The sequence below is a fragment of the Novosphingobium sp. BL-S-33 genome (assembly GCF_056857025.1).
In genome coordinates this window covers 1851625-1876372 of sequence record NZ_CM166475.1, presented here as the reverse complement: position 1 = coordinate 1876372, position 24748 = coordinate 1851625, and the positions used below count along the sequence as shown (strand labels likewise).

Genomic DNA, 24748 nt, shown 5'->3' with positions numbered 1-24748 from the left:
CGGGAGGCCTATGGCAATGGCATTTTATATGGTCCCACAATATTTCTTGCCGTGAGTATTCATCAGCAGATGATGGAGCAGCTGCGCGACTTGCATTTGCGCATGTACCGGCTGTTCAACGAACGAATGCGCGCGCAGGGTGCATCGCTGGCGCAGATCAAGCTGCTTCTGCTGATTGAGCGGGGTGGGTCGGTGCGCTCCACCGACATTTGCGACGCACTGGGACAGGCGCCGAGGACCGTCACCGAAGCCGTGGACGGGCTGGAACGGGAGGGTTTGGCGGTCCGCAACCCCGATCCGGACGATCGGAGAGCCAAGCGGATCAGTCTGACGGAGGCGGGGCGTGCGTTGATCCGGGAAGTGGAACCGCACAAGGATGCCTTCACGGCACAGTTCTTCGAAGTCCTGACCGATGCGGATCAGGCCAGCTTCTTGAGGATCCTGGAAACCCTGAACGACCGGCTGGTCGACATGGGTGCCCCACGCGCGTTGGGGGGGCCAACGGCGTCTACCGAAGGATCAACGCAGCAATAATATCGTCACGAGTGCAAAGGTGCCCGAACAGGCCACCGCAGCGCACAACGTGCGGAATTCGCAAACGCAAAAAACCGATTCCAAGCCTTCCATTCCGGCTCTCCTCTCAAGTCCACTCTTTGGTGGTTTTCGCGAGGATACCATGGATTGCGGGGCACTGGTAGCGATCCGATGCATTTCGCCCATCGCCGGGGCGAAGTAATACTTGCACCGTTAAGACGTCGGACTTGTCTGGAACGGAAGTTTTTCAGGTCCGCTAGAGCCGCCGAATGGCCCGGTCTTTGGTCTCCACACCACGCTCCACCGAGGTGATGAGCCGTCGGTCACAACCCCCGTCGCCCCCGCGAAGGCGGGGCGCCCGCTTCTTGGCGACCTCTCGCCTCGCACAACAGAAGCAGGATCCCCGCCTTCGCGGGCATGACGGGACTGTGGGTTCGTTTTTGGCTGTGTGACCGTTTGGCCGTTCGGTCACCCCGCGAGTTAGAACCGACGCAAGGCGAGCTGCGTGTCGGCCAGCGCAAGGTCGATCAACCGCGCCATCGCCCGCCGCGCCCGGGCCGGGTTGGCGTCGGCGATATGGCGGTGAAGTTCGCGGTGCTCGAGCATCGGGCAGCGTGGCGGGTTCTCAGGCGCGGCATTGCTCTCCTGCTTGATCGCTGTCGTCGAGGCGATCGCGGTGAGGATCGAATCGGCCAGTGCCAGCAACATCTCGTTGTGCGTGGCTTCCAGAACCAGCTCGTGAAAACGCAGATCGGCGGCGCGGCCCGGCTTGCTGGCAAGACCGTGATGCTCCATCGCCTCAAGCGCGTTGGCCATGTCGGCAAGCTGCCTGTCGTCGCGGCGGAGCGCGGCCAGTGCGGCGGCCTCCGGCTCTACCACCATGCGCAGTTCGAAGAGATTGCGCAGGAACGCCTCGTCCGCCCCGCATGCCACCTGCCAGGCCAGCACCTCGTGATCGAGCAGGTTCCAGTGCCTGCGGGCATTGACCCGCGTCCCTGACTTGGGACGGCTGCTGACCAGCCCCTTGGCGGTCAGCATGCGAAACGCCTCCCGCAAGACCGAGCGCGAGACGCCGAGCGCATCGGCATGCTGCACTTCGGCCACGAAGACATGGCCCACCGGATATTCGCCGGTAAGAATGCGCGCGGCCAGGCGCGAGGCCACGCTGTCGTGCAGGCGGCCAGAAGCACCGCAGGCATCGTTTGCGGCGGGCGGTGTTATCGCAAGCTGGGGTCTGGCCATGGGATCGGGTCCATCAGATAAGTGCCGCCCCCGCGTTTTCGATATGTGCGGCGCGCCCTCTCCCCCCGCCGGAAGGCACTCCGAAACGATCGCCACCGGCGGCCCGCGCGGAACCTTGGGGAGCATGCGCCCCAAAGGTCCGTCGCAGGCCGCGCGGCAAGGATCATTTGAACGTGAAGCGTGCGCCGATGGCGAAAGTCCGCGCCAGCAGCGTGGTGCCGAGGTTGTCGGTAGTCGCCCCGCCGGCATCACCGAACTTGTAGTAGCTCTGCTGTTTCGACTTGGTGAGATTGGTGGCGTCGAAAGTCAGGCCGATATCCTGCGTGACATTCCAGGTCAGCTGCATGTCGAGGCTGTCCTCGGACTTGTACCAGATACCGATCGGGTTCGCGAACAGACTGGCCTCGTTGTTATGCAGGAAGCCCTTGCGCCAGACGTAGGAGAGGCGCGCGTTGAACGGTCCGCGATCGTAAGCCAGCGTCGCGTTGTAGGACAGCTTCGAGACGTCGAAGAAGGCCGACTTGGTATAGCCGGTGACGGTGCCCGTCGAGTCCGTGACCGGGATGGTCTGGCTGGAATCGAGCACTGTCAGGCTGCCCTGGAAGCCGAGGCCGTTGAGCAGGCCGGGCAGATAGTGTGGGAAGTAAGTGAGGCCGACTTCCACGCCCTTCAGCACGCCGTCCGATGCGTTCACCGGCTTGGTGATGACGAAATTGTCCGTCGCACCGGCCACGATGCCGTTGTTCGGAATGTAGGTCATCGCCGGCAGGCTGACCACCAGCCCGTCGATCTCGCGGCGGAAGGCAGTGACAGTGATCGCGCTGTCGCGGTCGAAGTACCATTCCAGCGCCACGTCGAAGTTCTTCGAATGGGTGGGCTTGAGGTTCGGGTTGCCCGCCGAGCCGCTGCCGTAGCCGACGTTGGTGAGATCTCCGGTGAGCGAATAAGTCGGATTGACGTCCGTGAAGTTCGGACGGCGCAGCGTCTCGCCGTAGTTGAAGCGCGCGCGCAGTTTGTCGGTAATGGCATAGCGCGCGGTGAAACTGGGCAGGAACTTCGCCGAGCCCGAATTCGCGCGGCTCAGCGCATAGTCGTTGTAGCGGTCGAAGAAGTCGTAATCGGTCGCGACATTGACGTAGCGCACGCCGCCTTCGATATCGAGCGGGCGCCCGAAGATCGTCGCCTGCCCATCGGCCATGACATAGGCGGTCATGGTGATCTCATCGATGTCGAAAGTCTTGTTGAGGCTCAGCGAGTCCGACGTGGGCAAGCCGTAGAGGCTGCGCACGTAATCGGCATTCTGGGAGACCCAGCGGCCGTCGGCCGCCACCCAGCTGCGCGGCACATCAGCCTCGCCGCTCATGAAGCCGGAATTGGTGAAGTACGCCGCCTCGGGCAGCGTGGTCATGTTCACGCCGAGGCTGTCGGCATCCGCGGTGCGCGAATAGCTCGACGCCTTGCGGTCGTCATAACGCAGGCCCGCCTTGATGCGGCGCAGGAAGCCTTCGTCCCAGCCGTAGTAGGCATCCAGCGTGCCCGTGATCGCACTGCCCTTGTCCCGTTCGGCGTTGTCGTAAAGCTGCGCGACGTTCCAGGTCGAGGGCTGAGTCAGCAGCGTATCGTCGCTGAAGTGGTACGACGGGATGCCGCCGCCCGCGTTGAAGTCGGCGGTGATCTGGTCCGCCGTGCGGTCAGTGCGCATGGCGATGAACGAGATGTTGTAGGTGCTGTCCTGATAGGCGAGATCGGCGGTGATCTTGCCCCGGCCGTCGCCTACGTCCCACTGGCCGTTCAGGGCGTAGACGTAGCTGTCGGTGCTGGACTTCGTGTAATCGCCGCTGTTGAAGCCGTAGACATCGTCCACGGTGCGCGACTTGATGATGTTGGTGCCGTCATAGGTCTGGAACGCACCGGGATTGCCCCACCAGTCAACGTAGCTGAACATCATGTCGCTGTAGAGGCTGCTGCGATAGCCGGTGTAGAACATCTCGGCGGTGTAGACCGAGCTGCTGTTCGGGGCCCATTGCAGCGCGACGTTGAACGAGGGGCGTTTGCGTTCGCCGTACTGGTCGGTCGAGAAGACCGCGTCGCGCGAGAGGTAATAGGGTACATCGACGCCGTTGTAGTTGATCGTCGAGCCGGGCGTGGTGGGCAGGCCCGCGCTAAGGCCCGGCGTCCATCCCGAGAACATGCGCTCAAGCGGCGCAAGCCCGGAGCCCTCTGGCGGGTTCTCGGTCGCGAACGGCACCAATGCGCCCGCAGTCACGCTCTCGTTACGGTACTTGGTCTTGCTGTAGCTGCCGTTGACGAGGATGCCGATGTCGCCGATCCCGGTGTGCCAGCGGTCGGAAATCAGCAGCGCCATGTTCGGATTGAAGCTGTCCGACACCTCGTTGTAGGTCCCGCGCACAAGGCCGGAGACCGCGAAGCCGTCGAAATCGAACGGCCGGCGGGTCTTGACGTCGATCTGCCCGGCAAGGCCGGTTTCGAGCTGGTCGGCCGAGCGGGTCTTGTAGACGTCGACCTGCTTGACGAGGTTGGCCGAGATGTCCTGAAGCGAGAACGACTGGCCGGTCGAGGTAAAGATATTGCGACCATTCATCGTCGTTGCCGCGTCGGGAAGGCCGCGGATGGTAACGGTGCCGGCTTCGCCGCCGGCGCGGTCGGTGATCTGGATGCCGGTGACGCGCTGAAGCGCCTCGACCACGTTATTGTCCGGCAATTTACCGACGTCCTCGGCCACCACCGAGTCAACGATCTGCACCGAGTTCTTGCGCACGTTGAGTGCGCCGACGATCGAGGCGCGCACACCGGTGACAACGATATCGTTGGCATTGGCTGCGGAATCGGCGCTCGAATCTGCCGCAACAGTGCCGCTATCTTGCGGTGTGGCGCTCTGCGCGTCCTGTGCCTGAGCAGCACCGGCAATGCCGAGCGCGAGTACGGAAGCCGTGCAGAATGCAAGTGGCCTGAATGCCATGGATCAACCCTCCCTCAGGGGGCTGGCCCGTACCATGCCCCATTTCGATTAACTGGACTTCGTATTTGTCCGAGTAATTCGATATGGCGCGCAGCGGCGGATTTGTGGGTAAAGAGTTCGCAAGGGAAACGTAAAGTTTTCGCAAGGATCACTGCAAACGGCTGACAATCACGGCAGCCTGCGCCATCAGGAGCGTGTGGACGTGGATTCCAAACGCATTTTGCTGATCGACGACGATCTCGAACTGGGCGCCATGCTGGGCGAATATCTGGAGAGCGAGGGGTTCAGGGTCGAAGTCGCCACCGATGGCCATCAGGGCATCCGGCGCGCGCTGTCCGGCGAACACGACGCCGTGATCCTGGATATCATGCTCCCCCGATTGGGCGGCATCGAACTGCTGCGCCAGTTGCGGGCCGCCAACGACGTGCCGGTCATCATGCTCTCCGCGCGCGGGGACGAGGTGGACAAGGTGATCGGCCTTGAACTGGGTGCGGACGACTATATCGCCAAGCCCTGCTACCCCCGCGAACTGGTGGCGCGACTGCGCGCCAATATACGGCGTCACCAGCCGCGCGACGGGCGCCCGCCGCAAGCCGCACAGACGCTCTCGATCGGCGGGCTCGACGTCCAGATCGCCGCCCGCAAGGCCGCATGGCGCGGTGCACCCGTCGAACTGACCCCGTCCGAATTCAACATCCTGCTGGTACTCGTCCGCGCCGGAAACGCCGTCACCACCAAGGACGATCTGTCGCTGCGCGGTCTCGGCCGGGCGCGGCAAAGCTATGATCGCAGCGTCGACGTCCACGTCAGTAACTTGCGCATCAAGCTCGAAGGCGCCTCGCAAGGCGAGGCCGGAATCGAGACGGTGCGCGGCGTCGGCTACAGGATCCGCACCCAATGACACCGTCATTACAGGCCAGAAGCGGGCGCCGGCTGTTCTGGAAGATCCTGCTGTCGTTCCTGTTCACATTCGTGGTGATGACGCAGGCCGTCTGGCTGCTGTTCCAGTTGCGCACCGACCGCGAGCCGCCGGCCCCGTTGATGACCCATCAGGTCGGGCCCGCCGTGCTCGAAGCGGGCGCGCAGGCGATCCAGGCGGGCGGCGCGGCACGTTACGTCGCGATGCTCGACAATTTGCCGGAAGACCAGCGCAAGCGGCTTGAACTCGTCGCGCCCGGGCAAGTCGTGGCGCTGCCGGGCACGGGCGATGTCGAAAACGCGGTCATGGAGCGCAAGGTCCGCGATCCCGCCGGCACCGAGTACCAGTTGCGCTTCCGGTACCACCGCGACATGCGGAAGTGGCGGCTCGATATCCCGCCCGAACTGGCGATCATGGGGGTCGTCGCCGGGCTGGCGTTCAGCGCGCTGCTCGCCTGGTACCTGATGCGGCCGATCAATCACTTGCGCGACGGTTTCGCGCGATTGGCGCGCGGCGAGTTGAAAGCCCGTGTTTCCCCCGCAATCGGCTCCCGGCGCGACGAAGTGGCCGACCTTGGGCACGATTTCGACGCGATGGCGCGGCGGCTGGAGCAACTTGTCGAGAGCCGTGACCGCCTGCTCCACGATGTCTCGCACGAATTGCGTTCCCCGCTCGCGCGGCTGCATCTGGCGATTGCTCTGGCCCGCCAGTCACCCGGCCGCTTCGACAGTTCGATGGACCGCATGGAACACGAGGTCGACCGGCTCGATGGGCTCGTCAGCGAACTGCTCCTGCTTGCCCGGGCCGAGAACGAACCGGCGGGCAGCGATGAATACTTCGACCTTGTCGGCGTGGTCGCGGAGGTGGTCGCCGATACCCGTTACGAGGCCCAGCCTCAGCATGTGCGGATCGATTTCGCGGCCGTCGGCATCGACGAGGACCAGGCACCGCCGGTGCGCGGAAACGGCGAATTGCTGCGCCGCGCGATCGACAATGTGATGCGCAATGCCCTGCGCTTCTCGCCGCCGGATTCGCGGATCGAGGTGCGGGCCGAACTGCTCCTGCGCCCCCATCGCTACCGCGTGACCGTCAGCGACGAAGGGCCTGGCGTTCCCGCCGACATGGTGGACAGCATTTTCGAGCCTTTCGTCTGCACCCGGCCGGATATGCCCCGGCCCGATTACCGCAGTCTCGGGCTCGGGCTGGCCATCGCCTCGCGCGCGGTGGCGGCCTGCCATGGCCGGATTGGTGCTGCAAACTTGCCCGCTGGCGGCCTGCGCGTCGAAATCGAGATTCCCGCGCAGCTCACGCAAGATGCAGGGCGCGCAGCAGGCACAGACTGACCGCGCCCAGCCCGGCCAGCGAAAGCACGACAGCCGCCGTAACGCGCGCGCCCGCTCCGGCGACTGTCCGCACGTCGACGCCGAGCCCCAGCGCCGCCATCGACACCACGGTAAGCAGCGTCGCCGCCCGGTTGAGCGCGGGCAACGCCGCCTCGGGAACGAGCCCCAGCGAGCGGCACAGGACAAGCGCGATGAAGCCAAGGATGAACCATGGCACCAGATGGCCGATGCCGGGGCGGGCGCACGCAGATTGCCGCGTCAGGCGCGGCGCGATCAGCGAGAGGACAAGGCAGACCGGCCCCAGCATGAGCACGCGCACCAGCTTGACGAGCGTGCCCGTCTGCACCGCCACCGGGCCGAGCGGCGCGGCGGCGGCGATCACTTGCGGCACCGCATAGACCGTCAGCCCGGCAAAGGCGCCGAAAGCCTGCCCGCTCATCCCCAGCGCCAGCCCCAGCAGCGGAAGCCCCAGCACCACCGCCACGCCCAGTACGGCCGTGAACGCAATAGAGGCGGCCACATCGTCGCTGTCGGCGCCGATCACCGGGGCGACGGCGGCAATCGCCGAATTGCCGCAGATCGCGTTGCCGCAGGCCACGAGCAAGGCCATGCGCGTCGGCAATCCGAGCATGCGCCCAATCGCGAAACCAAGCAGCAAGGCGCAAGCCACCACTCCGCCAATTCCGAGCAGCAGCGCGGGGCCTGCCGCAAGAAGCGTTGCTCCGCTCACCGAAGCGCCCAGAAAGACCACCGCAATTTCAAGCATATATTTGGAACTAAAGGATATTCCATCGTCCCAGCGTTTGCCCGGCGTCCACAGGCTGCGCAGCGCCGTGCCCATGATGATCGCCAGGACCAGAGCCTCCAGCCACGCCCTGCCGGTCAGGATCCGCTCGGCCGCCTCAAGCCCATAGGCCCCCGCCGCAACTGCCGCGCTCAGCACGATCCCCGGAGAGACCCGGCGCAAGCGCGCCCCAAGGTTTTCCCGGGGAAACCATGGAAAGCCGAAGTGCGGGGAAACGCTTGAGACCATAGCGAAAAATCCTTTCGCAGGTCCATTTACGCCTCCAAAACCAATCCTTCCAACGCATCGATATTGTTATTTCAATCGTATTATCAGATCGATTGTGGCAGGCTGGCGCCATGACTCTGGAACAGCTTCGCATCTTCGTAGCCGTCGCCGAACGTGAGCATATGACCGCCGCCGCGCGGGCGCTGAACGTCACCCAGTCGGCGGCCTCGGCGGCCATCGCCGGGCTGGAAGAGCGCCATGCGGTCAAGCTGTTCGACCGTGTCGGACGGGGCATCGTCCTGACCGAAACCGGCCGCGAATTCCTGACCGAAGCGCGCGGCGTGCTGGCACGCGCCGCCGCTGCCGAAGTGGTGCTGGAGGAACTGAGCCAGCTTCGCCGCGGCCGGCTGCGCCTTGTCGCCAGCCAGACGATCGCCGCCTACTGGCTTCCGCCGATCCTGGCCGAATTCCACGCGCGCCACCCGGCGCTGCGGGTCGAGCTTGCCATTGCCAATACCGATCAGGCCGCCGCGCGCGTCCGCGATGGCGAGGCCGACCTCGGCATCGTCGAGGGCCGGATAGACGATCCCGTCCTGGCCCGCTGGCCGGTCGGCGCGGACCGGCTGGTGCTCGTCCGGTCCGTGCCGTTCGGAAGAGAGAAGATCGACGCCGCCTGGCTGCGAAACGCCCGCTGGATCCGGCGCGAGGCCGGTTCGGGCACGCGGTCGAGCCTAGACAGCCACTTGCGGCGCCTTGGCGTCGATCCCACCGCGCTCGATGTCGCCCTGGTCCTGCCCTCGAACGAGAGCGTACGCACGGCTGTGGAAGCCGGCGCAGGCGTTGCCGCGCTATCCTCTCTCGTCGTCGCGCCCGCCATTGCAGCGGGGACGCTTCACGCCGCGCCGGTGGAATTCGGACCGCGAACCTTCCACGGCCTGCGCCACAAGGAGCGCTATCGCAGCAAGGCGGCGGACGCTCTGCTGGAAGTCATCGCGGCACTGACATGAGCGGGGCCTTTCGCCCGGCCCATCGCGCCTCTACCGTCACGCAATGATCGAAACCGAACGACTGCTGCTGCGTCCGCCCCTTCCCGCCGACTTCGAGGAATCCGCCGCGATGTTCGGCGATCCGGACGTGACCGCGCATATCGGCGGCCAGCCGCTCGCGCGGGCGGAGGCATGGACCCGTTTCCTGCGCGACGCCGGCCACTGGAGCATCAAGAGGTTCGGGCTGTTCTCGATCATCGAGCAGGCCTCGGGCCGCTATGTCGGCAAGATCGGCCATGCCCACTTCGAACGCGATCTCGGCACGCGCGCGGCAGCAGAGATCGAAATGTCGTGGACGCTGGCATCGGGCTTTCACGGCCGGGGATATGCCACAGAGGCGGGCCTTGCCGCGCAAGCGTGGTTCGACAAGCACATCGGCCTGCGCACGGCCTGCAGCATCGCCTCCGCCAACCACGCTTCGCTGCGACTGGCGGCGCGTCTCGGCTACGCAGAGGTAGACCAGTACCCCCGCGAGAACGGCTCACTTATCATATTGGCCCGCGATCCCGTCCGGCCCTGAGCGGGGCCCGAACGGGGTGAAAGCGGGCGCTTCAACGATTGCCGATTGCCGCAAGGGGCAGAAGCGCCCACAGATGCAGGCAGGACGGGAACTCCGAGAGGGGAAATCCGACAAGCGCCGGCTCGTTTTTTGGCGAGGCGCCTCGTCCGCACCGACACTGGCGGCGATCTGGAACGGGGAATGCAATGGCAAGTCGAGACGAGAAAATCGAAACCAAAGCCATCCAGCGCATCCAGCAGAACCTGCTGGCCCGCTCCGAACGCAAAGTGCTCAACTGGCTCTGCGCGCGCATGCCGGACTGGGTCATGCCAGACCTGCTGACCGGGATCGGCATGATCGGCGCGCTGATGGTCTTCAGCGGTTACGTGGCCAGCAATCTGGGCGACGGCTGGCTCTGGCTCTCGATCTCCGGCTATTTCGTGCAGTGGTTCGGCGATTCCATGGACGGCAGCCTCGCCCGTTTCCGGCACATCGAGCGCCCGCGATACGGCTATTTCCTCGACCATAGCTGCGACGGTCTGGCGACGACGCTGGTCGTCGTCGGCATCGGCCTGAGCGGCTATGTCCTGCTGGAAGTCGCGCTTATCGCGCTGGCGGGCTACCTGCTGCTGTCGATCCACGCCTTCCTGGCCGTGCGCGTACTGGGCGAAATGAAGCTTTCCTACGCCTATGCCGGGCCGACCGAGCTGCGCATCCTGCTGATCGGCCTGACCCTGGCGATGATCCTTGCCGGATCGCAGCCGGTGTTCTTCGGCCTGTTTACATGGTTCGACCTGCTGGTCGGCTCGATCGGGCTGCTGCTGATCGTCTTCTTCATCATCCAGACCCTGCGCACCGCGCGCAGGCTGGCGCAGGACGAGCCGCCTATCCGCAACTGGCGCTGAGAGTCTTTTTTCGAAAAAACTTCGCGGGCCATGTCACACCGGCCAGCGCTGTCTCGTCATGGCGGCATCCACACTGAAAGGATCACGCCATGACTCCCCGTGCCGATGTCTACTCCGTCTCGCCCGCGATCTTCAAAGCCTGGTATGCCTTCTCCATGCAGGTCGGCGAATGCGGGCTGGAAAAGCCGCTGCTCGAACTGGTCAAGATCCGCGCCTCGCAGATCAACGGCTGCGCCAATTGCCTCAACATGCACACCGCCGAAGCGCGGGCCGCGGGCGAAACCGAGCAGCGCATCCACTTGCTGGCCGCCTGGCATGAAGCCCCGTGCTATACCGATCGCGAGCGCGCGGCGCTTGCCTGGACCGATCATCTGACCGAAGTGGCCACCAAGCGCGCGCCCGATGCCGTCTATGCGGCACTGGACGCCGCGTTCGACAAGGAGGAGCAGTTGAAACTGACCATGATGATCAATGTCATCAACGGCTGGAACCGGCTGGCGGTGGGCTTCAATCTCTACGCGCCGGAATTGGGCTGGAAGTGACCGAAACTCTCTCCGCGTCGGCCTCGCCCTTTGATGCCACCGGCACTTTCGACGCGCACAGGCCCGGCCTGCTGCGCGTCGCGTACCGGATGCTCGGCTCCATGGCGGACGCGGAGGACGTGTTGCAGGAAGCCTATATCCGCTGGGCGGAAACCGACCGGGCGGCGGTGAACATTCCCGCCGCCTTCCTGCGCCGCGTCGTCACCCGGCTGTGCCTCGATCACCTGAAATCCGCCCGCGTGCGGCGCGAGACTTATACCGGGCCATGGCTTCCCGAACCAGTGGTGGAGGAAGAGCCGGTAGAGGACGTGACGCTGCCGCTGCTGCTGGCGCTCGAACGGCTTTCCCCGCTCGAACGCGCGGCGTTCCTGCTGCACGACGTATTCGGCGAGAGTTTCGAGGATATCGCCGCCGCCATCGGCCGCGATACCGCCGCCTGCCGCCAGCTTGCCAGCCGCGCGCGGGCCAATGTGCGCAGCGAGCGCCCGCGCTTTGCCGTCGACCGGGCGCACGGCATGGCCATCGCCGACGCCTTCTTCCAGGCCTCTCGCGGCGAGGGCCTCGCCAATCTGGGCGCCTTGCTGGCCGAGGACGTGCGCTTCCATTCCGACGGCGGCGGCAAGCGGCCCGCCGTTGCCCGCGTGCTGGAAGGCGCGGACGAAGTGGTCCGCGCGCATCTCGCACTCGAACGCCTGCGCCGCGCGCCGTCCGCGCTGGTCCGCTACGGCTTCGTCAATGGCCTGCCGGGCTTCGTGACTCGCGAACCGGACGGCATCCTCCAGACCACGGCACTCTTGGTGGAAGATGGACTGATCCGTGCCATCTACGTCACCCGCAATCCGGACAAGCTGCGCCATCTGGAAGATTCGCTGCACTGAGATGGTGTTTTCCGCGCTTTTCACGCTTGGCCGCGCAAGCTGCGCGATTGGCCGACAAAGGAAAGCTTGTGCTTGACCTCTCTTTCTCAACTTAATAGGTTGAGTTTACCCCGCAGATGACCGGTGACCGGGCCGGACTGCATTTAAAGGGGCCTCGGTCCGCGGCATTTGATGGGAAGCAGCTTGCTCCGCGATACCAACCGCTAAAGCGCGCGATGCTCGGGCGACAACGCCAAGCGTCGTGTTCCCCTCACGAAACGATGAGGTGATACGATGCCGAAATTCCAGACCAGCGCCTGATACCGCAGACCGATACGCGAAGGGCCAGTCGAGCCGCACCGGACAACCGTTGCGCGTGTGCCTGAAGCTGTCGGCCTGAAACCGGATCTCCAGACCCCCTCCGCAACGCGCTGAGCGCGCGGCTGCGAAGGACCCGTCGTGCCCACCGGGCATCGACCGGCAGGCTTTGCGGCGTGCCCGGCGATGCTGGTGCACGCCCTGGCGAGACGGCTTCCCGGGCCCTGCTTCTCCCCCAGCGATCACACCGAATGAATTCGCCGCCCGCAGGTCGTCGTCACGCCTGACGAAAGCGGCACTAACAGGGAAATACCGTTCAATGCTCCGCACGTCTTTCAGGAATACCGTTTCCGCCACCAGTCCCCTGGCGCTCGCCGCCGCTCTGCTTTTCACCGTGCCCGCCTATGCTGCCGAGGCCCCTTCGGCCGATCTCGCCGCGGCGACTCCGGCCGGGAGCGCACCGGATGCCGCTGCCGCCGATGGAAACGGTGATACGGGCAGCACGATCATCGTCACCGCATCGCGACGCCGCGATGAAAACGTGCAGGAAGTGCCGGTGGCGATCAGCGTCATCAGCGCCGCCGCGCTCGAACGCCGGGGCGACTATACACTGGGTTCGATCCAGCAGCAGGTGCCCAGCCTACAGGTCATCACCTTCAACCCGCGCAATACCAACATCAACATTCGCGGCCTTGGCTCCAACGTCTCGCTGACCAACGACGGACTTGAGAACGGCGTCGGCTTCTACATCGACAACGTCTATTACGGCCGCGTCGGCCTTGCGCAGTTCGACCTCGTGGACATCCAGAGCATGGAGATCCTGCGCGGGCCGCAGGGCACGCTGTTCGGCAAGAACACGACCGCAGGCGTCATCAACGTCACTTCGCGCAAGCCCACGTTCGATCCGGAGCTCTCGGCCGAAGCCAGCCTTGGCAACTATGGCTACTATCAGGTCCGCGCCTCGGCATCGGGTGGTCTTATCAAGGACCTGCTGGCCGTGCGTCTGTCGGGCGCGATCAGCCAGAATGACGGGTTCCTGTGGAACAAGACCACCAACACCCGCGCCCAGAACTATCTGAACAAGAGCATTCGCGGGCAGCTGCTGTTCACGCCCGATCCCAACCTCGAAGTCCGCATCATCGGCGACTACGCAAGGCAGAAGCAGGACTATGTCCTCAACGTCTTCGCCGGCCTGCACACGACATATGCGGACGGCACCCCGATCGCCGGCAACTTCGCCCAGCGCGCCGCGCGCTTCCCGGGCTACACCCTGCCCGACTTCGCGCCCTTCGACCGCGTGGGCGAGGCGGACAGCCATTACCAGTCGAACATGGCCGGCTACGGCGTTTCGGGCGAAGTGAACTGGAAGCTGGGCGGACCGACGCTCACGTCCATCACCGCCTATCGCTGGTGGGACTGGGATCCGGCTAACGACGGTGACGGTACTTCGCTGCCGATCGTGGTCAAGGCCCAGCAGGCCAACCGCCAGCGCCAGTTCAGCCAGGAACTGCGCCTTGCCTCGAAGGACAATGGCACCTTCGACTGGGTGGTCGGCGCCTATTACTTCTGGCAGACCGTGCGCGGCTACGGCGCGACGGGCTATGGTTCGGCAGCGCCGCTCTGGTTCCTCGGCGCGTCTAACCCGGTGAACAATGCCGCGCTCAGCGGTTACGAGGTCAATTCCTACTCCGACCCGCAGACCAAGACCTTGGCCGCGTTCGGCCAGACCGACTGGCACATCACGCCCTCCCTCACGCTGACCACCGGCCTGCGCTTCACGCATGAAGAAAAGGACGGCGTGTTCGAACAGTGGGTGGCGCAGGCCGCCGACATTTCCGGCTTCTCCCCCGCCGTCCAGACCCAGATCCAGGCCATTCGCGCCAGCTTCAACAAGGCCGTCCCGCTCACCCACACCAGCTTTACCGACAACAGCCTTTCGGGCCTCGTCTCGCTGAGCTGGAAGGTTGCGCCGGACGTGATGGTCTACGGCAGCTACGCGCGCGGCAACAAGTCGGGCGGGCTCAACCTGACCCAGCTTCCCTCCAGCGTTACAGATCCGACGGTGAAGCCTGAAAAGGTCGACGCGTTCGAGATCGGCGTGAAGTCCCAGTTCCTCGACCACCGCGCCACGCTGAACGCCGCCGGGTTCTGGACCGAGATCAGCGATTACCAGACCGCGATCACCGATCTCGATCCCTCCAACCCGCTGGTCAGCCGCCAGTACATCGCCAACATCCCCAAGGTCCGCTCGCGCGGTATCGAGGGCGAGCTGACCGTGGCGGCGACCGACTTCCTCTCCTTCAATGCCTCGGGCACGTATACCGACGCCAGCTACATCAGTTACGACAACGCCCCGCAGGCGATCGAAAACCTCAACCACGGCGCGATCCAGGATCTTTCGGGCGCCCGCCTGCCCGGCGTTCCCAAGTGGGCCTGGACGCTGGGCGGAGACTTCAACCATGCGCTGACGACGCTCGGCGGCAAGGACGTCTCGGTCTACGCCCATGCCGACTACGCCTACCGGTCGAACTACAACACTTCGGCCTCGAACTCGGCCTGGGCGCAAGTGCCCGGCTACGGGCTGGTCAATGGGCGCATCGGTTTGCGCACCGATGATGGCCTGTGGGACCTCTCGATCTGGGCCAAGAACCTGTTCGACAAGGACTACTTCATTGCACTGGCGCCCGCGAACACCGGCGTCGTCACCGCGCAGATCGGCGAACCCCGCACGATCGGCGTCACCCTCCGCACCAAGCTCTGACCGCCGGCTCATAACGTAGCACAGGGAACCCGCGAGCCATGCATTACCAGTCCTTCGCCCGGCAACGCCTCAGCCAGCACCAGAGCCACAGGAAGCTCGATGCATGGCGCATGTTCCGCCTCAACGCATTGGCCATTCCGATCTTTGCGGCGGCGCAGCCGGCAGTGGCCTTCGTACCGGCCATTCTGGCGCGGGACTATGGCATTCCGCTCGCGGGCCTCGGCCTTGTCTACCTGATCGGGCAGATCGCCAATTCGCTGCTCGACCCAGTGATCGGCGCGCTCAGCGATCGCACACGCAGCCGCTTCGGACGGCGGCGGCCGTGGATCGCGGCCGGCGGCCTGCTGTTCACCCTTGGCATCGTCATGCTGTTCTTCCCGCCGCACGGCGCCGAACTGCTCTGGGTGAGCGCGGGCGTGTTCTGCTACTATGCCGGCCACTCGATCACGCTGACGACAGTGCTGGCCTGGTCCGGCGAGATCAGCGGCAATTACAACGATCGCACGCGCATCTCCTCGCAGTTCACGCTGCTGTCGGCAGTGGCGCTGGTGCTCACCCTGCTACTCCCTGCCGTTGCCGACCAGTTGCGGCCCGACGACGGCCCGCTGCGGCTGACGCTGTTCGGCACGCTTATACTGGTGACGGCGGTGCCCGCGCTGCTGCTCACGCTTACCGGCGTGCCGGATCGCAGCGCCCCGGCCGACAGCGAGCCTTTCGCCTTCGGCAAGTCGATCAAGGCGATCTTCGGCAACCCGCTGCTGCTGCGCGTGCTGGCGGCGGACGCGGCCGTCACTGCCGGGCAGGGCGTGCGCACCGCGCTGCTGCTGTTCGTCATCACCCTCTATTTCCACCGGCCGGTATGGGCGGCGGGCTTCTTCCTGCTGCAGTACGCGTTCGGCGTGCTCGCCGGGCCGATCTGGCAGCGCATCGGCCTCGTTCTGGGCAAGGGACGGGCCGCCGTGCTGGCCGAAGTGGCGCAGGCCGTCATCAATCTGGGGCTGGTGTTCCTCACTCCCGACCGTTTCGGCCTGATGGTCTTCCTCGCCATCGCACAGGGTCTGACGCAAAGCTCGGGCAACCTGATGCTGCGTTCGATGGTGGCGGACATTGCCGACCTCCACCGCGCCGAAACCGGCGAGGACCGGGTGGGCCTTTACTACTCGGTCTTCAGTGTCTCGATGAAACTGGGCCCGGCACTCGCCTTCGGCATCGCCCTGCCGCTGGTCACGGCTTTCGGGTTCAACCCCGCCGCCGCCACCAACACGCCCACTGCGCTGAACGGCCTGCTGCTGGTCTTCGCACTTGGCCCGGCGCTGGGTCATGCGCTGGCCGCCGTGCTGGTCTCCCGCTTCCCGCTCGACGCCTCGCGCCATGCGGAAATCCGCCGCCAGATCGAAGCGCGCGACGATGTCTACGCCGCCGCCTCTCTGGTTCCTGCCGAATAGTTCTCCCCCCTACCCCCCATCAAGAATCCACGACGAAGGAGTAAATGCCATGACCTCGATTGCCACTTACGCCAATGCCAAGGACCCCAATTCCCCGCTCGACATCGCACCGATCACCGGCACCATCGGCGCCGAAATCCGGGGCGTGACACTCTCGGGCGATCTCGACGGCGAGACCGTGCAGCACATCAAGGACGCGCTTGTCCGTCACAAGGTCGTGTTCTTCCGCGGCCAGCACGAATTGAACGACGAGCGCCATGAAGCCTTCGCCTCGCTGTTCGGCGCGCCGGTCGCCCATCCGACGGTTCCGGTGGCCGAAGGTTCGAGCTACCTGCTCGAACTGGACAGCAAGGAAGGCTACGCCGCCTCCACCTGGCATACCGACGTGACCTTTACCGACGCCTATCCCTCGGGCTCGATCCTTCGCGCGATCACCATTCCCGAAGCGGGCGGCGACACCGTCTGGGCCAATACCGAAACCGCTTACGAAGGCCTGCCGGAAAGCCTGCGCCAGCTGGTGAACAATCTCTGGGCGGTCCACTCGAACGACTACGACTATGCCCAGGTCCTCGCCAACACGCCCAAGGCCAGCGAAGTGGCCGAAGAGCGCCAGAAGTACCACAAGAACATCTTCGCCGCGACCGTCTACGAGACCGAGCATCCGCTGGTCCGCGTGCACCCGGTCTCGGGCCAGCGCAGCCTGCTGCTGGGCCACTTCGTGAAGCGCATCGTCGGCCTCAACCAGGCGGATTCGGCGCGGCTCTTCGCGATTCTGCAAGACCACATCACCCGCCCCGAGAACGTCGTGCGCTGGCGCTGGCAGCCCGGTGACGTGGCGTTCTGGGACAACCAGGCGACCCAGCACCGCGCCGTCTCCGACTTCGGCCTCCAGCGCCGCACCCTGCGCCGCGCGACGATCGCGGGCGTGGTGCCGGTGGGCCTCGACGGCCGCAGCAGCCGCACGATCCGCAAGGAAAAGGCCACCACTTACGAACCGGCCTGATCCTTCCACCCTGTAGGGCCGACTACTGGAGCGCAATCCGTTCATTCCGAATGGAATTGCGCTCCATTTTTATCGTTTGTTTGCCGCAGACCCGCGCCGCGCACCCAACCGCGGCGCGGGACTTTTTTGCGCCAAATTCTCCATCCGCATGCTCGATTTTCAGGAAATCCTCGATGTCTGCCAAGCGTCTTTTCAGTTTCGCCACCGCTCTCAGTGCGGCGCTGCTTGCCACCACTGCCGCCAGCCCGGCCGCCGCCCAGAGCGCGCCCAGCGCCGCCCCCGCGCCGGTTCCCTCGCCCGCGCGGCCGAACTTCCTGGTGATCGTGGCCGACGATCTCGGCTGGTCCGACCTAGGCGCCTTCGGCGGTGAGATCGCGACGCCCAACCTCGACCGTCTCGCTCTAAGCGGGCTGCGCCTCACCGGTTTCCACACTGCGCCCACCTGCTCGCCCACGCGCTCGATGCTGCTGTCGGGCACCGACAATCACCTTGCCGGGCTGGGCAACATGGCCGAACTGACCGCGCCGAACCAGAAGGAGCAGCCGGGCTACGAAGGCTATCTGCGACCCGAAGTCGCCTCGCTGGCAGAGCGCCTCGCCGCCGGCGGCTATCGCACGCTGATCTCCGGCAAGTGGCACCTCGGCCTCAAGCCCGAGCAGGACCCGCATGCACGCGGCTTCCAGTACAGCTTCGCGCTGCTGCAAGGCGGTGCCAACCACTTCGGCCTCGATCAGTCGGCCGATCCTACCAAGGGCGCGACTTATACGCGCGACGGCAAGGTCCTCGCCTCGCTGCCTGCCGGGTTCTATTCGTCCGACGCCTTTGCCGGCAACCTGATCGAAGAGTTGCAGCGCAGCCGCAAGGACACGCCGGACAAACCGTTCTTCGCCTATCTGACCTTCACCGCGCCGCACTGGCCGATGCAGGCGCCGGACGAGGATATCGCCCGCCAGCACGGCCGCTACGATGCCGGCTTCGAAGCGATCCGCGCCGCGCGACTGGCCCGGCAGGAACAGCTCGGGCTCATCGCCAAGGGCACGGTCGCCCACACCCCGCGCGCGCCGCGCGGCGGGTGGGACGGCCTCTCCGTCGCCGACAAGCGCGAGGCCGCGCGCAACATGGAGATCTACGCCGCGATGGTCGCGCGCATGGACGCGAACGTGGGCCATGTGATCGACGCGCTGCGCGCCAGCGGCGAACTCGACAATACCGTGATCGTGTTCCTGGCCGACAACGGCGCCGAGGCGCTCGATGCCAAGACCACCGGCGCCAAGATGCTCGCCCGCTACACCACGACCGCGAACAACGCGCTCGACAATCTCGGCAAGGGCACCAGCTACACGACCTATGGCCCCGAATGGGCGCAGGCCGGCACCGCGCCTTCGTGGCTGACCAAGGCCTATGCTTCGGAGGGCGGCACGCGCACGACGGCCTTCGTCAACTTCAGGGGTCTCGCTCACCCCAAGAGCATCGGGGGTGCCTATGTGAGCGTGGCCGACATCGCGCCGACCCTGCTCGATTACGCCGGTATCCCTAGCGGCGGCACCACATTCGAGGGTCGCACCGTGCTACCGATCACCGGCAAGAGCGCGCGCCCCTGGCTGGAGGGCAAGGCCGCATTCGTCCATGCCGCCAATGAGCCGATCGGCACCGAACTGTTCGGCAGCCGCGCGCTGCGCAAGGGCGACTGGAAGGCTACCGATGTAGGTGACGGCCAGTGGCGCCTGTTCAATATTGCCGCCGACCCCGGCGAAACCCAGGACCTTTCGGACAAGTATCCCGACAAGCTGCGCGAGCTGGCGGCGGACTGGGACGTCTATGCCAAGGCGAACCACGTGATCCTGCCGGATCAGGTGCTCTACCGCCCGTAAATGCGGATGCCCCTCACGTGGTTGTCGCCACGTGAGGGGCACTTTTTCAGAGCTTCGCCTGGACGCCCACGAAGATGCGCTGGCCGGGGTAGTAGAGCTCCAGCGGCATGTCCTTGTTGATGTAGGTCTTCGAGTATTCCTTGTTGATGTTCTGCATCTCGAAGAACACGTCGAGGTGATACTGCGGGAAGCGAAGGGTAATCTTGCCGTCGAGATAACCTTCGGCCTTGCGGTAGATCGGGTTGTTGCCGTTGGTGGCATCGATCACCGTGTCCAGCCACTTGGAACGATAGTTGTAGTTCAGGCGGGCGTTGAGCATGCCTTTGTCAAAGAACACGCTGGCATTGTAGGTGTAGGTCGAAAGGCCCGGATATTCCTTCAGCGCACCGCCCGTCGCGACATTGGTGAGGTTGGTGCGGATGGCGCGGGCATAGGTGAAGTTGCCCGAGGCGCCGAAACCGTCGAGCGGCTTGGGCAGGAACGTGAACACCGTCTGCGCGCTCGCCTCGATACCGTCGAGCAGCGCACCGCTGCCGTTCACGGGCTGGCGGACGGTGTAGGTAATGCCGTCGTGGAACAGGTCCACGCCGTCGCGCAGGACGTTGCCGATCACGAAGCTGGATTCGGACTTCTTGTAATAGCCAAGGCTCAGCATAGTGTCCGGGTTCGGATACCAGGCAAGGTTCACTTCCCACTGGTCCGCGCGGTAGGGCTTCAGGTCCGGATTGCCTGCGGTGCAGACATCGTCCGCGCCGGAGATCGTCTGGTCGTCCACGCAGTTGATGTTCGGCACCAGATCGGTCGGCTTGGGCCGCGCAAGGTTCTGGGCATAGTTGGCGCGCAGATAGAGGTTGGGCTGGATTTCGAGGTTGGCGTTGAACGCGGGCAGGACATCCGTGTAGCTGTTCGAGATCTCGGCCTCTTGCGCCGCCACGACCACCGTCTCGGTGCCGCCGGTCGCATTGATGCGGGTGACGCGGCTGATGTTGGTGCCAAGGCCCTTGTCCTCGGTATGCGTCCAGCGAACACCCGCGTTGCCGGTGAGGTTCATGCCGAAGATCTGGGTGTCGATATCGAGCATGGCATAGCCCGCCAGCACCGATTCCGTGATCTTGGCGCTGGGGATCTGCGGATAGCCGTCGGCAAAGCGCACGAGGTCATGATCGAAGCCCGACAGATCGTAGATCTGCGACAGCACACTGGAATCGAAGTTGGGATAGGCCAGCCGGCTCGGAATGCCCGAAGGCGCGTTCTTGAGGCCGGTGTAGAGCGGCGCGCCGCCCGTCACCCCGCCCAGCGACGAGATCAGCGAGGCGTACTGCGCGGGCGTGATGTAATAGGTATTGCCGTTGCGCGCCTGCGTGGGGTTGTTCTGGATCGTGGTGGTGTACGAGACGTTCGCGGTCGACTGATAGGTCAGCGTCGCGGGATCGATCAGCATCGAGCCGCCGCCGAGATAGTTCAGGAACTTCTGGCGGCGAGCCTGCGCGCCGAACTCGAACTTGCTGACGATGGGGTGGTCGATCTCCCAGTCCGCATCGAACTTCAGCTGATCTTCGGTGTTGTTGTATTCGGCCGGGCGGTACTGGAGCCCGGGCCCGTAGATCGGCAGGACCTGCCCATTGGCATCGGTGCGCGTGGCATCGGAATAGACCGACGGATTGGCCGGATCGAAGTTCGAGGGGAACTGGAAGACCGGAATGCCCTGCGCATTGTTGCGGTCGATCACGATGCCGGAAACGCTCGTGCCCAGCGAGATCAGGTTGGTTTCCGAATCCGTGTGCGCGGTGGCATGCGATCCCAGGAAATCGATGTGCAGCTTGCTGAGATCCCAGCGGAACCCGCCGGAGAAGTACTTCGAATTCTGGTCGTAGCTGAAATCGCGGCGCTGCACGCCGACGATGTTGGCGGCGCCGCCCCAGTTGGGCGCGGCCGCCGTGCCGAGGTTCACGGCATTGAGCGCGGTGGTCAGGCCGGTGACGACGTGGTTCTCATTTACCGTCGACGTGCCGAGCGCCACCTGCTGGCGCGATGTGCCGCCACCGGCACCGGCGGCAAGCTGCGGATCGAGGTTGAAGCGCTGGATCGTGCCAAGATCGACCGAGTAATTGACGTCCTGAAGCGTCTGGTTGCGCACGTTGATCTGCACATTGGTATAGGCGCGGAAGTTCGGCGCGATCTGATATTGCAGCGTGAGATCGCCGGAGATGCGCTTGTCTTCGCGTACGAGGTTGCGATAGCGCGGCGTCTTCGGGGCCCAGTCGAAGAACTGGGTTTCGCAAGCGAGGCGGTTGGCGGTGGCCTTCGCCGCGCTTGCCCCGCCGACACCGGCGCAGCTCTCGTACGTATTGTAGCCCGCATAGAGCGGATCGGCGACGGTCTTCTCGGTCGAATGATCGAAGTCGGCAATGCGCGCCCAGCCCGTATTGCTGATGTAGTCCTGCCGGGTAACCACATCGCTGTATGTGGCGTTCAGCAGCACGCCGAGACCGTCGATCAGGAAACGGGGCGTGCCCGCGAAGAACGAGACGCGCGGGCGCCAGTTCTGGGTGGTGTCGAGATGCTGGCCGGACACGCTGAGCGACAGGATCGGCTTCATCAGCTCAAGCGGCTTGCGGGTTTCCACACGCACGGTGCCGCCGATGCCACCTTCGGTAAGATCGACCGCGTAGCCCTTGTAGACGTCGATCGACTTGACCAGTTCGGCCGCCAGTTCGCGGAAGTCGCCCGAACGATCGCCGGTGGCGCTGACCTGGCTGACGCCGTTGATTTCCACACGGTTGAGATCGGGCTCGACGCCGCGGATCGAGACTTTCACGCCTTCGCCGAAATCGCGGCTGAGCTGAACGCCAGTGATGCGGGCAAGTGAATCGCCGATGTTCTTGTCCGGGAAGCTGGCGATGTCGTCGGCAACGATGGAATCGACGATGGTGCGGGCCTGCCGCTTGCGGTTGATCGCCGACTGGAGCGAGGCGCGCGTGCCGACGACGACGATGTCGTTGGCGGTGGTGATCGCCTTTTCGGCGGTCTTTTCGTCGACCTTGGCGGTCACTTGATCATCGGCTGATGGAGAGTCGCTCGGCGGCGGGTTTGACGGCGCATTTGTCTGAGCAATAGCCGGAGCGGAAACCGTCAGTGCAACCGCAAGGGCGAACCCGGAGGCTCCCTGCAACACCCGATGACCAAGGCGGTTTGCGTGAATAATGGACGTAACTTCAGCGTTCTGAGCCGGCATAGCCTCTCCCCTCTTTCCCCTGACGATCTCGCTTGTCCGGTTTTCCGGCGTCGGATCGAATCACTTTCTAGACGGACACTTATGGAACCGATATGTGGGATGCAATGCTATAATTTGGACCTTATCGGTTCCATATCAGGAGGATGATGCAAATGGCGGCCCAAATCCGTGCGCTGGCCCTGATGGCCGGGCTTGTTTCTCTGCTCCCGCTGACGGGCCCTGCCCTTGCCGCGACTCCGGCGGCGCGCATGGCTCCGGAACGGCTCGATCGCGGGGCCGTGGCGCTACCCGCCAAGGATGGCGGCGTGCTCGTGAATTGGCGGTTTTTGAACACCGATCCCAAGAATGCCCGCTTCCGCGTGCTGCGCGACGGCGCGCCGATCCACGTCACCAAGCCCGGCGAGGCGACGACATTCGTGGACGCACAGGGCACGACAAAAAGCGCTTACACGGTGGAGCGCATCGGCGACCGCGCGGGGCCGCAGCGCGCCATGATGTGGGACAAGGGCTATCTCTCGATCCCGCTCGTCCCACCGGCAGACGGCGTGACGCCCTCCGGAGAGGCCTATTCCTACACCGCCAACGATGCCAGCGTGGGCGATCTCGACGGCGATGGCCGCTACGAAATCGTTCTCAAGTGGGACCCCACCAACAGCCACGACAACAGCCAGACCGGCTATACCGGCGATGTCTTCCTCGATGCCTATCGCCTTGACGGCACCCGGCTCTGGCGCATCGACCTTGGCCGCAACATCCGCGCCGGGGCGCACTACACCCAGTTCCTCGTCTTCGATTTCGATGGCGACGGACGCGCCGAAGTGGCGATGAAAACCGCCGATGGCACCGTGGACGGCACCGGCAAAGCGATCGGCGATGCCAATGCCGACTGGCGCAGCACGGGCGGCGAAGTGCCGCAGCAGGACCGCACCGGCGCGAAAGTGCTAGCGGACGGCACCAAGGTCGCGCCGATGCAGGGCCGCATCGTCAAGGGCCCCGAATATCTCACCGTGTTCGAGGGCCTGACCGGCAAGGCGCTTGCCACCGCGCCTTACGATCCGCCGCGCTATCCGGGCGGCAACCCGACGCCGGAACAACTCGCCGCGACCTGGGGCGATGGCTACGCCAACCGCTCGGATCGCTTCCTGGCGGGCGTCGCCTATCTCGACGGCCACCAGCCGAGCATGGTCTTCGCGCGCGGTTACTATTCCCGCACCGCCATCGCCGCGTGGGACTGGCGCGGCGGCAAGCTGACCGAGCGCTGGCTGTTCGACAGCGCCGCGCCGGGCAACGCGGACTTTGCCGGGCGCGGCAACCACCAGCTTTCCATCGCCGATGTCGACGGCGACGGGCGCGACGAGGTGATCTACGGATCGATGGCGGTGGACGACACCGGCAAGGGCCTCTGGACCCGCCCGCTGTTCCACGGCGACACCATGCATGTCGGAGATCTCGATCCCGCCCGTCCGGGCCTCGAAAAGTTCGGCGTCTTTGAGGAAATCCGGCACAATGGCGGGCTCGGCTCGGCCCTGCTCGATGCCCGGACTGGCGAAGTGCTGTGGAGCAAGCCCGCCGAGGAAGACGCCGGACGCGGCCTCGCCGCCGATATCGATCCGCGCCATTACGGCGACGAGTTCTGGGGCGCCAATTCGGATCGACTTTTCGACACCAAGGGCCAGCCGATCGGCCCGCACCCGCGCCAGACCAACTTTGCGATCTGGTGGGACGGCGATCTGCTGCGCGAACTGCTGGACGGCACCACGATTTCGAAGTGGGACTGGGAGCACGGAACCACCACGCCGCTGCTCGCGCCCGAGGGACTTGCCTCGAACAACGGCACCAAGGCGACGCCCGCGCTTCAGGCCGATCTCATCGGCGACTGGCGTGAGGAAGTGATCTGGCGCCGGGCCGACAACCGCGAACTGCGCATCTACACCACGCCCTTCGCCACCCCGCATCGCTTCGTCACGCTAATGCAGGATCCGGTCTACCGGGCGGGCGTGGCGTGGCAGAACACCGCCTACAACCAGCCGCCGCACACCAGCTTCTATCTTGGCGCGGGGCCGAACGGAGAGCGCTGAGAACGCGCCCACGCCAGCGAGCGAACGAAAGGGTGTACCAACTCCCAACCTTCGTCATTGCGAGCGTAGCGAAGCAATCCAGGGCAGCCCGGCGCCGCTCTGGATTGCCACGTCGGCTTCGCCTCCTCGCAATGACGAAGGAAAGGGAGAGGGACTAC

At 65.0% G+C, this 24748-nt stretch carries 18 protein-coding genes; 13 read left to right on the top strand and 5 right to left on the bottom strand.

Features of this window, described 5'->3' with window-relative positions:
* Nucleotides 1-69 precede the first annotated feature (69 nt).
* Complete coding sequence (locus tag AC1VVM_RS24740) at nucleotides 70-534, top strand: MarR family winged helix-turn-helix transcriptional regulator (protein WP_132391392.1); 465 nt, start codon at nucleotides 70-72, stop codon at nucleotides 532-534.
* A gap of 480 nt (nucleotides 535-1014) precedes the next feature.
* Here AC1VVM_RS24740 and AC1VVM_RS24735 read toward each other — a convergent pair whose 3' ends face one another.
* The gene (locus AC1VVM_RS24735; RefSeq protein ID WP_482956851.1) at nucleotides 1015-1776 is read right to left on the bottom strand and encodes a FadR/GntR family transcriptional regulator; all 762 of its coding nucleotides are present in this window, start codon (nucleotides 1774-1776) and stop codon (nucleotides 1015-1017) included.
* 163 nt (nucleotides 1777-1939) lie between these two features.
* Entirely contained in the window at nucleotides 1940-4756 is a 2817-nt protein-coding gene (locus tag AC1VVM_RS24730) for a TonB-dependent receptor (protein WP_482956850.1), read from the bottom strand.
* 202 nt (nucleotides 4757-4958) lie between these two features.
* Between AC1VVM_RS24730 and AC1VVM_RS24725 the strand changes: the two genes are divergently transcribed.
* Both AC1VVM_RS24725 and AC1VVM_RS24720 read left to right on the top strand, forming a co-directional pair.
* The gene (locus AC1VVM_RS24725) at nucleotides 4959-5657 is read left to right on the top strand and encodes a response regulator transcription factor (RefSeq protein ID WP_482906314.1); all 699 of its coding nucleotides are present in this window, start codon (nucleotides 4959-4961) and stop codon (nucleotides 5655-5657) included.
* Complete coding sequence (locus AC1VVM_RS24720; RefSeq protein ID WP_482956849.1) at nucleotides 5654-7018, top strand: HAMP domain-containing sensor histidine kinase; 1365 nt, start codon at nucleotides 5654-5656, stop codon at nucleotides 7016-7018. Before AC1VVM_RS24725 ends, AC1VVM_RS24720 begins: the two co-directional genes overlap by 4 nt.
* Here the strand turns inward: AC1VVM_RS24720 and AC1VVM_RS24715 are convergent.
* Nucleotides 6981-8051, bottom strand: a complete 1071-nt coding sequence (locus tag AC1VVM_RS24715; protein ID WP_482956848.1) for a YeiH family protein — start codon at nucleotides 8049-8051, stop codon at nucleotides 6981-6983. The genes AC1VVM_RS24720 and AC1VVM_RS24715 overlap by 38 nt on opposite strands.
* Before the next feature lie 110 nt (nucleotides 8052-8161).
* Between AC1VVM_RS24715 and AC1VVM_RS24710 the strand changes: the two genes are divergently transcribed.
* From AC1VVM_RS24710 to AC1VVM_RS24675, 8 genes are all read left to right on the top strand, one after another.
* Entirely contained in the window at nucleotides 8162-9037 is an 876-nt protein-coding gene (locus AC1VVM_RS24710) for a LysR substrate-binding domain-containing protein (RefSeq protein ID WP_482956847.1), read from the top strand.
* Between the two features lie 43 nt (nucleotides 9038-9080).
* On the top strand, nucleotides 9081-9596 hold the full coding sequence (locus tag AC1VVM_RS24705; RefSeq protein WP_482956846.1) for a GNAT family N-acetyltransferase: 516 nt from the start codon (nucleotides 9081-9083) through the stop codon (nucleotides 9594-9596).
* A gap of 185 nt (nucleotides 9597-9781) precedes the next feature.
* Nucleotides 9782-10480, top strand: coding sequence for a CDP-alcohol phosphatidyltransferase family protein (locus tag AC1VVM_RS24700; protein ID WP_132391408.1), 699 nt, complete (start codon nucleotides 9782-9784; stop codon nucleotides 10478-10480).
* 89 nt (nucleotides 10481-10569) lie between these two features.
* Complete coding sequence (locus tag AC1VVM_RS24695) at nucleotides 10570-11022, top strand: carboxymuconolactone decarboxylase family protein (protein WP_132391410.1); 453 nt, start codon at nucleotides 10570-10572, stop codon at nucleotides 11020-11022.
* A complete protein-coding gene (locus tag AC1VVM_RS24690; protein ID WP_482956845.1) occupies nucleotides 11019-11900 on the top strand; it encodes a sigma-70 family RNA polymerase sigma factor in 882 nt (293 codons plus the stop codon). Before AC1VVM_RS24695 ends, AC1VVM_RS24690 begins: the two co-directional genes overlap by 4 nt.
* A 616-nt stretch (nucleotides 11901-12516) precedes the next feature.
* Nucleotides 12517-14958, top strand: a complete 2442-nt coding sequence (locus AC1VVM_RS24685; protein WP_482956844.1) for a TonB-dependent receptor — start codon at nucleotides 12517-12519, stop codon at nucleotides 14956-14958.
* Nucleotides 14959-14996: 38 nt separating this feature from the next.
* Nucleotides 14997-16403, top strand: a complete 1407-nt coding sequence (locus AC1VVM_RS24680; protein ID WP_482956843.1) for an MFS transporter — start codon at nucleotides 14997-14999, stop codon at nucleotides 16401-16403.
* Between the two features lie 49 nt (nucleotides 16404-16452).
* Nucleotides 16453-17406: a TauD/TfdA dioxygenase family protein gene (locus AC1VVM_RS24675; RefSeq protein WP_482906307.1), complete on the top strand. Its 954-nt coding sequence runs from the start codon at nucleotides 16453-16455 to the stop codon at nucleotides 17404-17406.
* A 22-nt stretch (nucleotides 17407-17428) separates the two neighbouring features.
* Here AC1VVM_RS24675 and AC1VVM_RS24670 read toward each other — a convergent pair whose 3' ends face one another.
* A complete protein-coding gene (locus AC1VVM_RS24670; protein WP_482956842.1) occupies nucleotides 17429-17590 on the bottom strand; it encodes a hypothetical protein in 162 nt (53 codons plus the stop codon).
* Here AC1VVM_RS24670 and AC1VVM_RS24665 point away from each other — a divergent pair.
* Nucleotides 17580-19277 (top strand): arylsulfatase, encoded by a 1698-nt coding sequence (locus tag AC1VVM_RS24665; RefSeq protein WP_482956841.1) that lies wholly within the window; start codon nucleotides 17580-17582, stop codon nucleotides 19275-19277. The two genes, AC1VVM_RS24670 and AC1VVM_RS24665, sit on opposite strands and share 11 nt — an antisense overlap.
* A 46-nt stretch (nucleotides 19278-19323) precedes the next feature.
* On the opposite strand, the gene AC1VVM_RS24660 is transcribed toward AC1VVM_RS24665, so the two are convergent.
* Entirely contained in the window at nucleotides 19324-22329 is a 3006-nt protein-coding gene (locus AC1VVM_RS24660; RefSeq protein ID WP_482956840.1) for a TonB-dependent receptor, read from the bottom strand.
* A gap of 335 nt (nucleotides 22330-22664) precedes the next feature.
* Here AC1VVM_RS24660 and AC1VVM_RS24655 point away from each other — a divergent pair, with 335 nt between their 5' ends.
* Nucleotides 22665-24590 (top strand): rhamnogalacturonan lyase, encoded by a 1926-nt coding sequence (locus tag AC1VVM_RS24655; protein ID WP_482956839.1) that lies wholly within the window; start codon nucleotides 22665-22667, stop codon nucleotides 24588-24590.
* The last annotated feature ends 158 nt before the right edge of the window (nucleotides 24591-24748 follow it).